The organism is Mesorhizobium sp. M0590, from assembly GCF_040320905.1.
Taxonomy (GTDB): Bacteria; Pseudomonadota; Alphaproteobacteria; order Rhizobiales; family Rhizobiaceae; genus Mesorhizobium.
In genome coordinates this window covers 420,016-433,367 of sequence record NZ_JAMYQN010000001.1, presented here as the reverse complement: position 1 = coordinate 433,367, position 13,352 = coordinate 420,016, and the positions used below count along the sequence as shown (strand labels likewise).

At 63.7% G+C, this 13,352-nt stretch carries 12 protein-coding genes; 9 read left to right on the top strand and 3 right to left on the bottom strand.

Annotated features, from left to right (window positions below; all coding sequences use genetic code 11):
* Together uxuA and NKI52_RS02220 are read right to left on the bottom strand one after the other, a co-directional pair.
* On the bottom strand, positions 1-1,179 hold the full coding sequence (gene uxuA, locus NKI52_RS02225) for a mannonate dehydratase (protein WP_352569527.1): 1,179 nt from the start codon (positions 1,177-1,179) through the stop codon (positions 1-3).
* A complete protein-coding gene (locus NKI52_RS02220; RefSeq protein WP_352574614.1) occupies positions 1,176-2,702 on the bottom strand; it encodes a mannitol dehydrogenase family protein in 1,527 nt (508 codons plus the stop codon). Before NKI52_RS02220 ends, uxuA begins: the two co-directional genes overlap by 4 nt.
* 175 nt (positions 2,703-2,877) lie before the next feature.
* Between NKI52_RS02220 and uxaC the strand changes: the two genes are divergently transcribed.
* From uxaC to recQ, 9 genes are all read left to right on the top strand, one after another.
* A complete protein-coding gene (uxaC, locus tag NKI52_RS02215; RefSeq protein ID WP_352621449.1) occupies positions 2,878-4,287 on the top strand; it encodes a glucuronate isomerase in 1,410 nt (469 codons plus the stop codon).
* A 37-nt stretch (positions 4,288-4,324) separates the two neighbouring features.
* Positions 4,325-5,302 carry a TRAP transporter substrate-binding protein gene (locus tag NKI52_RS02210; RefSeq protein ID WP_023678091.1) on the top strand — a complete coding sequence of 326 codons (978 nt, stop codon included), beginning with the start codon at positions 4,325-4,327 and terminating at the stop codon, positions 5,300-5,302.
* 103 nt (positions 5,303-5,405) lie between these two features.
* Complete coding sequence (locus tag NKI52_RS02205; protein WP_023678090.1) at positions 5,406-5,933, top strand: TRAP transporter small permease; 528 nt, start codon at positions 5,406-5,408, stop codon at positions 5,931-5,933.
* Positions 5,934-5,937: 4 nt separating this feature from the next.
* Positions 5,938-7,218: a TRAP transporter large permease gene (locus tag NKI52_RS02200; RefSeq protein ID WP_023678089.1), complete on the top strand. Its 1,281-nt coding sequence runs from the start codon at positions 5,938-5,940 to the stop codon at positions 7,216-7,218.
* A gap of 10 nt (positions 7,219-7,228) precedes the next feature.
* Positions 7,229-8,005: a FadR/GntR family transcriptional regulator gene (locus tag NKI52_RS02195; RefSeq protein ID WP_352574619.1), complete on the top strand. Its 777-nt coding sequence runs from the start codon at positions 7,229-7,231 to the stop codon at positions 8,003-8,005.
* Between the two features lie 28 nt (positions 8,006-8,033).
* A complete protein-coding gene (gene kduI, locus NKI52_RS02190) occupies positions 8,034-8,891 on the top strand; it encodes a 5-dehydro-4-deoxy-D-glucuronate isomerase (protein WP_352574621.1) in 858 nt (285 codons plus the stop codon).
* Entirely contained in the window at positions 8,888-9,655 is a 768-nt protein-coding gene (kduD, locus tag NKI52_RS02185) for a 2-dehydro-3-deoxy-D-gluconate 5-dehydrogenase KduD (RefSeq protein ID WP_352574622.1), read from the top strand. Before kduI ends, kduD begins: the two co-directional genes overlap by 4 nt.
* A gap of 24 nt (positions 9,656-9,679) precedes the next feature.
* A complete protein-coding gene (locus NKI52_RS02180) occupies positions 9,680-10,018 on the top strand; it encodes a cupin domain-containing protein (RefSeq protein WP_352574624.1) in 339 nt (112 codons plus the stop codon).
* Positions 10,019-10,380: 362 nt separating this feature from the next.
* The gene (gene recQ / locus NKI52_RS02175) at positions 10,381-12,219 is read left to right on the top strand and encodes a DNA helicase RecQ (RefSeq protein WP_352696903.1); all 1,839 of its coding nucleotides are present in this window, start codon (positions 10,381-10,383) and stop codon (positions 12,217-12,219) included.
* Positions 12,220-12,264: 45 nt separating this feature from the next.
* Here the strand turns inward: recQ and NKI52_RS02170 are convergent, their stop codons facing one another.
* Positions 12,265-13,254, bottom strand: a complete 990-nt coding sequence (locus NKI52_RS02170) for a DUF1186 domain-containing protein (protein ID WP_352696901.1) — start codon at positions 13,252-13,254, stop codon at positions 12,265-12,267.
* Positions 13,255-13,352: the final 98 nt, after the last annotated feature.

Sequence of the window (13,352 nt, the reverse complement as noted above, 5' to 3'; positions counted from 1 at the left end):
TCAAACTGTCAGTGCCTCTACTGCGCGCATGACGCCGCGCAGTTCGGCGAGGCCCTTCAGGCGGCCGATGCAGGAATAGCCGGGGTTCACCTTCTTGCCGATGTCGTCGATGATGGCGTGGCCATGGTCGGGACGCATCGGCACCTGCCAGTCCGCCCTGCCGGCTGCCTTGCGCCGCCGCTCTTCGCCAATCAGCGCCGACACGACCGCCACCATGTCGGTGTCGCCGTCGAGGTGCTCGGCTTCGTGGAAAGAGCCGTCTGGCTCCTTGGTGACGTTGCGCAGATGGGCGAAATGGATGTTTTCGGCGAAGGCCTTTGCCATTGCCGGCAGATCGTTCTGCGCGCCCGCGCCATAGGAGCCGGTGCACAGTGTCAGCCCGTTTGCCGGCGAAGCGACGGCGTCGAGCAGCGCGCGGGCATCGGCTGCCTTGGAAACGATTCGCGGCAGGCCGAACAGCGAAAAAGGCGGATCGTCGGGGTGGATCGCCATCCTGAGGCCGGCCTCTTCGGCCACCGGCACGATCTCGCGCAGGAAGGCAAACAGGTTTTCGCGCAGGCCTTCGGTGGAGACGTCCTTGTAGAGGTCGAGGGCGCGGCGGAAGCTTGCCCGATCGAAGATGAATTCGCGCGCCGGGACCCAGCCGATCAGGTTGCGCTCCAGCCTTGCCTTGTCGCTGTCGCTCATCCCTTGCAGTCGCACACGCGCGGCCTCGACGCGGGCCGGTGGGTGATCGGCCTCCGCCCCTTCTCGCTCAAGGATGAAGACGTCATAGGCGCAGAGCTCGACGACATCGAAGCGCAGCGCCGTGCCGCCATGCGGCATCGGGTAATCGAGGTCCGTCCGCGTCCAGTCGGTGATCGCCATGAAATTATAGCAGACGGTGTTGATACCGGCGGCGGCGACGGCGCGGATCGAGGCCTTGTAATTGTCGATCAGGCTGCGCCAGTCGCCGCTGCGGGTCTTGATGTCCTCATGCACGACGATGCTCTCGACCACGTCCCAGGTCAGCCCTGCTGCCTCGATCTCGGCCTTGCGCCTGGCGATCTCGTCTGCCGGCCAGGCGCGGCCGTCGTTGAGGTGGTGCAGCGCGCTGACGATGCCGACGGCGCCGGCCTGACGGACATGGGCAAGCGTCACCGGATCGTCCGGCCCGAACCAGCGCCAGGTCTGTCTCATGGCTTCTCACTCCCTATGCCAAGCGCCGCCAAAGCTGCGGCAGTGCCGCCCCGCCGCAGGCGCTCGAGATGGGCTGCCGTCAGATCGATCAGTGTCATGCGGTGGGAATGGTCCTTGGCGAAGCCGGCGAGATCGAATATCGCTGTCACCGTCTCATCAGCCGGCCGGCTGCCGAGCGCCGTAAGCCGAGCGTCGATCGGGTCGGTAAAATGGGCTTCCGGCAAGGTTTTGCCGCGCGCCTCGCAAGCGGCGATCCAGGCCGCCACCACCAGCATGAGATGCGCGGGCGGGTCACCGGCGCCCAGTCGATCGAGGGCCGAGGCGACGATGCGCTGCGGCAGCTTCTGGCTGCCGTCATTGGCGATCTGCGCCGTGCGATGGGCGAGCGCCGTGTTCGAATAGCGTTCGGCGAGCTGGGCCGTGTAGCCGGCCGTATCGAGCCCGGCGTCCTGCGGCAGCGTCGGGATCGCCTCGGCCCATAGTCCGTCGACGAATTGCCGGATCGCCGGATCGGCAAAGGCGCGGTCGACCGTGTCGTCGCCGCTGAGCAGGCCGAGATAGGCGATTGCCGAATGCGAGCCGTTGAGCAGCCGCAGCTTCATGTCCTCGAAGGGCCCGACGTCGCCGACCATGGTGACGCCGAACTTTTCCCAGGCCGGCCTGCCAGCCGGGAAATCGTCTTCGACCACCCATTGGCAGAACGGCTCGGTCATCACCGGCCAGGCATCCTCGACGCCGAGCTCGACGGCGATACGCGCTCGGTCGGCGTCGGTGGTCGCCGGCACGATACGGTCGACCATGCTCGACGGAAACGCGACGCCGTCGGCAATGTGTGCGGCGAGCCTGGCATCGCCTGAAGCGGCGAGCCTGGCATCGCCTGAAGTGGCGAGCCTGGAATCGCGCAGCGCGGCGAATTCGACCAGCAGGCGGTGCAGCGTGGCGCCATTGGCCGGAAGGTTGTCGCAGCAGAGCACGGTGAAAGGCTGGATGCCGGCGGCACGGCGGCGCGACAGCGCTTCGGTGAGAAAACCATGCGCCGTCCGTGGCATTTGCGGGCTAGCCAAATCATGGACGATGTCCGGATGGGTGCTGTCCAAACCGCCGCCGGCTGCTCTCAGATAAGCCTTTTCGGTGATCGTGAGCGTGACGATGCGGGTGCGCTGATCGGTCAGGGCGGCGAGCACCGCAGCCGGATCTTCCGGCGCCACCAGCAGCGACAGGATCGAGCCGACGACGCGCAGCTCTTCGCCGATGCTGCTCCTGATCGCCAGCGTGTAGAGGCCATCCTGCGGCGCCAGTGCGTCGCGCGTGTCAGGACTGCGCAAGGACACGCCGACAATGCCCCAGTCCGCCTCGCCCGCCGCCAGGCAGTCGTCGACATAGGCCGCCTGGTGGGCGCGATGGAAGGCACCGACGCCGAGATGGACGATGCCAGGTGCGACGCCGCCGCGGTCGTAGCGCGGAATCGCGACCGAAGCCGGCAGTGCCTTCAGCGTGCTGTTGGAAAGGCGTCTATTGGTCATTGCGCCACGTGTCTGATCGAGATTGTTGGGTCACTGCTGTCAGGCGGCGTAACACCCGATGCCGTCACGCACAATGGGCAATGGCCGACGAAAAGTCATCATACAACAACCCAGTTTTTGTATGTTGACATTATTTCTTTCCAACCCTACCGATGTCCGGATTGGGAGGATTTGCGTGGCCGCATTGACGGATCCGGATTTGCTGTTTGCCGCCGAGGCGCGCCCGCGTTCGCTGGCCCGTGATCTCTACGCCGCGGTCAAGGACCTGCCGATCGTCAGCCCGCACGGCCACACCGATCCGCGCTGGTATGCGCTCAACGAGGCGTTTCCCGATCCGGCGCAGTTGCTGATCGTGCCGGACCACTACATTTTCCGCATGCTGTTCAGCCAGGGCGTTCGGCTTGAGGAGCTTGGTGTGCCGACGCTTGACGGCTCGCCGGTGGAAACCGACGGCAGAACGATCTGGCGGTGCTTCGCCGAGCATTATTACCTGTTCCGCGGCACGCCGACCCGGCTGTGGTTCGACCATGTGCTTGCCCATCTGTTCGGCATCGACGAGCCGCTGACGGCCGCAACCGCCGACCGCCATTACGATATGATCTCGACCTTGCTGCAGTGGGAGAATTTTCGCCCGCGAGCGCTGTTCGAGCGCTTCAACATTGAAGTCATCGCGACGACCGAAGGCGCGCTCGACGATCTCAGATGGCACCAGATGATCCGCGACAGCGGCTGGGAGGGCCGCGTCATCACCGCCTATCGGCCGGATGCGATCGTCGATCCCGACTTCGAAGGGTTCTCGGCCAATCTCGACCGGCTTGGCGAGATCACCGGGTGCGATACCGGCAATTGGACCGGCTATCTCGAGGCGCACCGCCAGCGGCGCGCCTTCTTCAAGAGTTTCGGCGCGACTTCCTCCGATCACGGCCATCCTACGGCCGAAACCGCCAATCTCTCGGATGCCGCCGCGCAGGAGCTGTTCAACCGCATCCGCCGGGGCTCGGACGACGAGCGCGAGCGAAAACTGTTTCGCGCCCAGATGCTGACCGAGATGGCCAAGATGAGCCGCGACGACGGGCTGGTCCTGCAGATCCATCCCGGCTCCTGGCGCAATCATTCGCCTTCTATCTTTCACAGGTTCGGCAGGGACAAAGGCTTCGACATTCCGATCCGAACCGATTATGTGACGGCGCTGAAGCCGCTGCTCGACTGCGTCGGGCTGGAGCGCGACCTCACCATCATCCTCTTCACCCTTGACGAGACCAGCTATGCGCGCGAGCTGGCGCCGCTCGCCGGCGTCTACCCGGCATTGAAGCTCGGCCCGGCCTGGTGGTTCCACGACAGCCCCGAAGGCATGCGCCGGTTCCGTGAGATGACCACCGAAACGGCCGGTTTCTACAACACCGTCGGTTTCAACGACGACACCCGCGCCTTTCCATCCATACCGGCCCGCCATGATGTGGCGCGCCGGGTCGATTGCGCATATCTGGCGCGTCTCGTCGCCGAGCATCGGCTCGGCGAGGACGAGGCGCACGAGCTGGCGCAGGAACTTGCCTATACGCTCGCGAAAAAGGCGTACCGGCTCTAACGGCGCTTGCCGCCATCGTTCAAACGGGAGGAAACCAATGCTGCATTTTTCAAGACTGGCGGGAGCTACGCTACTTGCCGCCGCACTGCTGGCCGGATCGGCAAGCGCCCAGACGGTCCTGCGCTCGTCCGACACCCACCCGGACGGCTATCCGACGGTCGAGGCGGTCAAATATTTCGGCGAGCTGGTGAAGGAGCGCACGGCCGGCCGCTATGTGGTCGAGATCTATCCTTCCGCGCAACTCGGCGAGGAAAAGGACACGATCGAGCAGGTGCGTACCGGCGTGATCGATCTCAACCGCGTCTCGATGGCGCCGTTCAACGGGCTCATCCCGGAGACCACCGTGCCCTCGCTGCCCTACATCTTCCGTTCGGAAGAGCATATGCACAAGGTCATGGACGGGGCGATCGGCGACCAGATCGCGGCGGCGTTCGACCAGGTCGGGCTGGTGCTGCTCGCCTTTTACGACGGCGGCTCGCGCTCCTTCTACAATTCGAAGAAGCCGATCAACACTGTAGCCGACATGGCCGGGATGAAGTTCCGCGTCATCCAGTCCGACATCTTCGTCGACATGGTGGCGGCACTCGGCGCCAACGCGACGCCGATGCCGTATGGCGAGGTGTATTCGGCGATTGAGACCGGAGTGATCGACGGCGCGGAGAACAATTTTCCGAGCTACGACACCGCCAAGCATGCGGAAGTCGCCAAGTACTATTCGCTCGACGAGCACACGATGGTGCCGGAAGCCTTCGTCATGGCGAAGTCGAGCTGGGACAAGCTGACGCCGGAAGACCAGGCGATCTTCAAGGCGGCCGCCAAGGAAAGCGTCGCCAAGCAGCGCGAGCTGTGGACCGCCAAGGTCAAGGAATCGCGCGCCAAGGTCGAGGCGGCCGGTTCGCAGATCACGACGCCGGACAAGCAGCCCTTCATCGACGCGATGGGGCCGGTCTACGAGAAGCACGTCAAGGACGACAAGCTGAAGGCGATGGTCGAAGCCATCAAGGCCGTGCAGTGATCAACCGGCGGCGCGGACATTCCGTGCCGCCATCCTCCTGGGGAGACAACCGGTGACTTCCAGCCCAAAACCAACACCGCTCCTGTCCGGCGTCGCGCAAGTGATGTCGCGCGTCAGCACGGCGGCGCTGTCGATCGCCGGCATCGGGCTGGTGCTGATGACCGCGTTCGTCGCCTGGCAGGTGTTCGGCCGCTATGTTCTGAACCGCTCGCCGAGCTGGACCGAGCCCGGCTCGGTGATGCTGATGAGCTGGTTCATTTTCCTCGGCGCTGCCGTCGGTGTGCGCGAGAACTACCATCTTGGCTTCGACGTACTGCTCTACGTGCTGCCGAAAGGCGGCAAGCGCTGGCTGCGGATGATTTCGGATATTGTCGCGCTCGCCTTCGGCATCGGCATGATCTGGTATGGCAGCCAGCTGGTCGCATTGACCTGGGGCTCCGTCTTGCCGTCACTCGGCATATCGGGGGGCTGGGACTATGTCCCGCTTGTCGCGGGAGGCGCGCTCATCGTGCTCTTCACGCTGGAGCGCATCGTGCTTCGCCTCTCCGGCGCGCCGATCGACGATGCCCTCGATGAACTGCCGCCAGCCGAAGTCGCAGCCGAACTCGACACCGCCAACGTGAAGGTCTGACGCCATGGAACTGTGGATTCTCTTCGGCGTCTTCACCCTGCTGATGCTTATCGGCACGCCGATCGCTTTCTGCCTCGGCGTCGCAAGCCTCGCCACCGTCCTCTATATGGGCCTGCCGCCGCTCATCGTGTTCCAGCGCCTGAATTCCGGCATGAGCGTCTTTTCGCTGCTGGCCATTCCGTTTTTCATCTACGCCGGCGACTTGATGGTGCGCGGCGGCATCGCCAGCAAGATCGTTGCCTTCGCCGGCTCGCTCGTCGGCCATTTGCGTGGCGGCCTCGGGCAGGTCAACATTGCAACCGCTACACTGTTCGGCGGCATTTCCGGCTCAGCGGTGGCGGAGGCAGCGGCGGTAGGCGGCCTGATGATCCCGCAGATGAAGGCGCGTGGATATGGAGCGGACTACGCCGTCAACGTCACGTCGATGGCGGCACTGATCGCGCTGCTGCTGCCGCCGTCGCACAACATGATCATCTACTCGATCTCGGCAGGCGGAAAGATCTCGATCGCCGATCTGTTCACGGCCGGTATCATCCCGGGCCTGCTGCTGGCCCTGTCGCTGATGGTCACCGCCTATATCGTGGCGCGCTCCCGCGGCTATCCGACCGAGGCGTTTCCGGGCTTCACCGCGGTCGCGCATCTTTTCGCCGTCGCGGTGCCCGGCCTGCTGCTGATCGCGATCATCTTCGGCGGCGTGCGATCGGGCGTCTTCACCGCCACCGAGAGTTCCTGTATCGCCGTCATCTATGCGCTGCTCGTGACCGTCTTCGTTTACCGGCAGATGACCTGGGAAGGGTTCGTTCATGCCACCCATGGCGCCGTGCGCACCACTGCCATGGTGCTGCTTATCATCGGCATGGCGGCGGCGTTCTCGTGGCTGATGGCCTTCCTGAAAGTGCCGGCAGCGCTCATCGCCTCCATGAATGCGATCTCGGACGATCCGCTGGTCGTGCTTCTGCTGCTCAACCTCTTGATGCTGTTCCTCGGCACGTTCATGGACATGGGGCCGACGATCATCATTTGCACGCCGATCTTCCTGCCCGTGGCGCAGGCCTACGGCGTCGATCCGGTGCATTTCGGCGTCATCATGATCCTCAATTTCGGCATCGGGCTGAACACGCCGCCGGTGGGCGCAGTGCAGTTCGTGGCGTGTGCCGTGGGCAAGATATCCGTCTGGGAATCGATGCGCTCGATCTGGCCATTCTATGGCGCAGGCCTCGTGGTGCTGGCGCTCGTCACTTACATTCCGGCCATTTCGCTATGGCTGCCGAGCGTCTTCAAATAGGGGGTGCGACATGGCATCGGACACTGCCGTCGGGCTCCGCGTCGAACGAAGACCGAAGCTTTCGGAAACCGTCGTCGCGGCGATCCGCAAGCAGCTGCAGGCGGGCGAGATCCAGCCTGGGCAAAAGCTGCCGACCGAGGGCCAGCTGACTGAAACCTTCGGGGTCAGCCGCACCGTAATACGCGAGGCGCTGGCCAAGCTTGCCGCGGACGGCCTGGTCGAGCCGCGCCAAGGCGCCGGCGTTTTCGTCACCGAGCATATCTCGACAGCGTTCGGTGCTCTGACAGCGGAGATGGGCAGCAAGGATTCGATTGCCCTCAACGTGCTCGAAGTCAGGTTGGCGATCGAGATCGAATCCGCCGGGCTCGCCGCCATCCGGCGCAACGCCGCGCAGGAAGCGGCAATCCAGGAAGCCTTCTTCGAGTTCGAACGGCTGCTCCTCAACAGCGAGCCGACTGGACCGGCCGACCTTGCCTTCCACCGCGCAATCGCCAGCGCCACCAACAATCCGTTCTATGTCGAGATGCTCGACGTGCTCGGCCGGCGCGCCATTCCTTGCGATGTGACCTCGCCCTGGTCGACCGAGTTCGCACAGTCCGACGCCTACCAGCGCGGCCTGCAGCGCGAACACCTGATGATCCTCAACGCCATCTCGGCAGGCGATGCCGAAGCGGCGCGGGAGGCGATGCGCGCGCATCTCGGTGCCAGCCAGCAGCGCTATCGCGAGCGCCTGCACGCGCGCCAGATTTTTTATGCCGACTCGGTCAAGGCCGCGGCAACTGAATAAGCAATTGAGGCAGCCCCATGGGACAGCAATGAATCACACCGACAATCATACGGATTTCACCTCCCGCTTCGCCATCGATCCTGTTTCTGCCGCAGCCATGGGAACGGACGAGCTGCGACACAATTTCCTGATCGAGGACTTGTTCCAGCCCGGCCGCATCGGCCTGACCTACACCCATTACGACCGCATGATCGTCGGCGGCGCCGTGCCCGCCGGCGCACCGCTGCCGCTGCAGGCGATCAAGCCGACCGGGACCAAGAATTTTCTCGACCGCCGTGAGATGATCATCGTCAACATCGCCGGTGCAGGCGTCGTCAAAACTGGCGGCCAATCCTACGAGCTGCAGGCGCGCGACATGCTCTATCTCGGCATGGGCACGGATGAGGTATCGTTCGCTGCGACCAATCCGGCAGCGCCGGCTAAGTTCTACCTGCTCAGCGCGCCGGCGCATCAGGGCCACCCCAACCGGCTGATCCGCATCGGCGATGCCAAGCGGCTCGATCTCGGTAGCCAGGCAACCTCCAACGAGCGCTCGATCTTCCAGTTCATTCATGCCGATGGGGTAAAGACCTGTCAGCTTGTCGTCGGCATGACGCAGCTTGCCCCCGGTTCCGTCTGGAACACCATGCCATGCCATGTGCATGACCGGCGCATGGAGGCCTATCTCTATTTCGACCTGCCGGAGGCGGCGCGGGTGGTTCACCTCATGGGCGAGCCGGACGAAACGCGCCATCTCGTCATGCGCAACGAGGAGGCGGTGCTGTCGCCGGGATGGTCGATCCATTCGGGCGCCGGCACCTCCAACTACGCCTTCATCTGGGCGATGGCCGGCGATAATGTCGACTATACCGATGTCGACCTGGTGGCGATGGAGGAGCTCAAGTGAGCGATCTCTCGGCCTTCAGCCTTGCCGGCAAGCGCATCCTCGTCACCGGCGCCAATACCGGCATCGGCCAGGGCATCGCCGTGTCGATCGCCCGCGCAGGCGGCGCGGTCGTCGGCGTCGGCCGGTCGGCGATGGACGAGACGGCGGAGAAGATTGCGGCTGTCGGCGGCCGCTTCGAGGCGGTCCGCTGCGACCTTGGTGATGATGCAGCTGCCCAGGCGATGCTTGACCGCGTCTGGGACGGCACCGGACCGCTCGATGGCCTGGTCAACAATGCGGGCATCATCCGGCGTGCCGATGCGGTCGACCTGACCGAAGCCGACTGGGATGACGTCTTGGGCGTCAATCTGAAGACGGTGTTCTTCCTCAGCCAGAGTTTTGCCAGGCGCGTGCTTGCCGAATCTGGACGGCGTGGCAAGATCGTCAACATCGCTTCGGTGCTGAGCTTTCAGGGCGGCATTCGCGTCGCCTCCTACACCGCCTCCAAACACGGCGTGCTCGGCATCACCCGCCTGCTGGCATGTGAATGGGCGGCAAAGGGCATCAATGTCAACGGCATTGCGCCGGGCTATATCGAGACCAACAACACCGAGGCGCTGCGCACCGATCCCGACCGCAGCGCTTCGATCCTGGCGCGCATTCCGGCCGGCCGCTGGGGCGCGCCGGAAGACATCGGCGACGCAGCCGTCTTCCTGCTGGCGCCAGCGTCCAACTACATGCACGGCGCGGTGGTGCCGGTGGACGGCGGCTGGCTGGCACGATGAACAACAAAAGGTGAGAGTTTGGCGATGACCGGAACCAAAATCTTCTCGCATGCCGGCGAGGCTGCGTGGACGCCGACGCCGGATGGCAACCGCAGGCGCGTGCTCCTGCACACGGATGAGCTGATGATGGTCGAATTCGGTTTCGACAAGGGTGGCGTCGGCGCGCTGCACTCGCACCCGCACGTCCAGGCGAGCTATGTCGCCGAAGGCCGCTTCGAAGTCACCATCGACGGCAGGACCGAAATCCTGGAAGCCGGAAGCAGCTTCATCGTCCCGTCCAACCTTGTCCATGGCGTCAAGGCGCTGGAGGCGGGACGGCTGGTCGACAGCTTTACGCCGCACCGCGCCGATTTCCTCGACTGAGCTGCGGGCCTGAAGATCAGGTAGCCGGTTCTCGGAACAAAAAACCCGCGCCTCCGGAGAGACGCGGGCGTGTTGCCTGGGCGCTTGTGGCGCCGCGGTACTCAAAACATCACCGCAGAACCTGAACCTGCCAAATGATGGTGAAGATAGGATTAACCGCTCCGAAGCGGTGCGATATTCACAGCCAAGGCGAATAGGGGCTGGAACGACGGCCTCATATCGGCCAATGAGAGAGAAGTTCGCCTCAGGCGGTGCCGCGGACAGGACCAGAGGGGTCGATAAATGTTCGAATCTGCTGTCCAGGCAATCACCTGGCGATTCGCCGCGGCATTTCGGCAGGTCGTATCCCCGAAAGTTCTGTAATGCAGGTAGCAGCGAGCATCCCTGCAGAGGATTCCAAACGGCGCGTCCTCAGGGATGTATTCGGCTTCGATGATTTTCGTCTCGGCCAGGCGGCCGTGATGGAGGCGCTGCTGGCCGGGCATCATGTGCTGGCCGTCATGCCGACCGGCGCCGGCAAATCGCTCTGCTACCAGGTCCCGGCGCTGGTGCTGGGCGGGCTCACCATTGTCGTTTCGCCGCTGGTGGCCCTGATGCAGGATCAGGTCGCCGCATTGCGCCTTGCCGGCGTGGCGGCCGATACGATCAATTCCTCGCTCGACCGCGATGCCAATGTCGCTGCATGGCGCCGTGTCGCGGCAGGCCAGACGCGCCTGCTCTATCTTGCACCGGAGCGGCTAATGACGGTGCGAATGCTCGAGGCGTTGACCAAGCTCGATGTCCGGCTGATCGCCATCGACGAGGCACATTGCATCTCCCAATGGGGACCGGCGTTCCGGCGCGAATACGAAGAATTGTCGAGACTACGTGATATCTTCCCGAAAGTGCCGATCATTGCGTTGACGGCGACGGCGGACGAGACGACGCGCACCGACATTGCCGCGCAACTGTTCGACGGGCGCGTCGATACCGTGGTGCTCGGCTTCGACCGGCCGAACATCAAACTAGGCATCGAGCCCAAGCAGGACAGCAAGCGCCAACTGCTCGGCTTCGTGCAGCGCCATGCGGGCCGCAGCGGGATCGTCTATTGCCTGTCACGCAAAAAGACCGAAGAGATGGCGGCGTTCCTCGAGCGGAACGGCGTACGCGCGCTGGCCTATCATGCCGGCATGAGCAAGGACGCGCGTGAAGCGAATCAAAACGCTTTCATGACCTTGTCCGGCGTGGTGATGGTGGCGACCATCGCCTTCGGCATGGGGATCGACAAGCCGGACGTCGCCTATGTCTTCCACACCGACCTGCCGGGCAGCTTGGAGGCCTATTATCAGGAAATCGGGCGGGCGGGCCGCGACGGGCGGGCGGCCGAGGCACATATGCTGTTCGGTCTCGGCGATATACGCATGCGCCGGCTTTTCATCGAAGACGAGGATGCGCCGGCTGAGCACAAAAGGCGCGCGCATGGCCGGCTCGAAACGCTGATCGGTTATTGCGAGACGACGCAGTGCCGGCGTCAGATCCTGCTTGGCTATTTCGGCGAAAACGCCTCGCCTTGCGGCAATTGCGACAACTGCCTTGATCAGGCGCCGCATGCGGATGGCGAGGCGGAGGCGCGGATCATCCTGGCGGCGATCGCACAGACCGGCGAGCGCTTCGGCGTCGCCCATGTCGTCGATGTCCTGCTCGGCCATGAGACCGAGAAGGTCCTGGACAGGAACCACCACAGGCTTGCCAGCTTCGGCACCGGTGTCGCGCATAAAAGGAGTTTCTTGCTGTCGCTGCTCCGCCAACTCGTCGCGGGAGGGTTCCTGACATTGGACTCAGCCGGCCATGGCGGCCTCGCCATTGCCGAGAAGGGCCGTGCGCTGGCTCGGGGCGAGGCCTCATTCCGGTATCGCGTGGACGCGCGCCAGTCATCGCGAGGCAAGATACGCAACATACAGGATACCGCAGCAGGCACGGAAGGTCTGGATTCGGTGCTGCTGGCCGCGCTCAAGGCTGTACGGCTGCGTCTTGCCCGGGAACGCCAGGTGCCGGCCTTCGTGATCTTTTCGGATCGTACACTGATCGATATGGCCGAACGCTGCCCGCGTGATCTGGACGCCTTCGCCGCGGTCAACGGCGTCGGCGCCGCCAAGCTCAAGGATTTCGGCGAGATATTCCTCGGCGCGATCGCTGCGCATCAGCCCGGTGGATCGGCGTGAGGGTAGCCAAAAATCAAACTCGCAATTGCGCGACACTGCAACAGGTTAGTTTGCCAGGCAGCATTTCTTTGCTTTCTTGCCGCTTCCACAGGGACACGGATCATTGCGTCCGACATGGCGCCAAGGATTTGTGACCGGCGCTGTCAATCTCGACAACTCGTCGAGCCAAGTTTGTTCCGGCAAGGGCGATTGCCAATCTTCCTCGCCAAAATACTCAAGGTGGCTGGTCCATTCCAACGCTTCAAGCACGTCGTCGATATAGCCGAGAGCGGCGCGCTCGAATCGATCCATGTCGTTTGGGCTTTGCTCGGCGGCCAGGAGATCGTCTTCGAAATCGCGGCGGTCGATTACCCCTTCGGGGATGCGGCCGTCGTCCCATGCGCTGTGAACAAGTGACGCCAGATCGCGCAAGCCAAGCAGGGCGATCGCCCCCAGCCAGGCGATCCAGGCGAAATCGTCGTCATCGGCCAGCCTCTCGGTGTGGAATCGCTCGAGAAAATCTCGCATTCGGTCACGCTCGATGCGGCCTTCCCAGGTCAGGAAGGTCGCTGCGCCCAAAACTGCATCGCGGACGAATTCATCGACGGAGCGGTCGCTGATCAAGCTGAACAAAGCGTCGGCGTCGCCATCAAATACGCCGGCGACGATACGCGCCATGCTCTCGGTCACCACGTCGCCGAGCAGGTCATCGAGGTCGCGTCCCGGCCGGCGCAGCAGGCGCAACAAGGGCCCGAACGTTCTAGTGTCGCGAGCGCCGCCCAGAATGTAGATGCCTCGCAAGAGCAGCATCTGATCATCCCGCGACAGAGCCTCTCCTTCGGCCGCTCTTGTGACGACGGCACGCAGCGCGGGAGCCGATTCTTCAATCCTCGCTATGCAGTGAATGATTGCGACATCCGGCAATTGCTGCTCGTTTGCCACGGCATGTAGTTGATCTTCTATCGGACCGAGATCGAAGCCGGGCTTGCCCCGGCCAAGGACGGAGTCCAGTGCTTCTTTCTTCATGGCATCCTCGCTGCCGTTCGCGCTTGCCAAATCTACGACAGGCCGGCTGCCTTTCAACAGTTCATCCGCACAAACGGCAAATTCCTGTGCAGAAAGTACCAGACGGGGCGAGTTCGATCTCGACACAG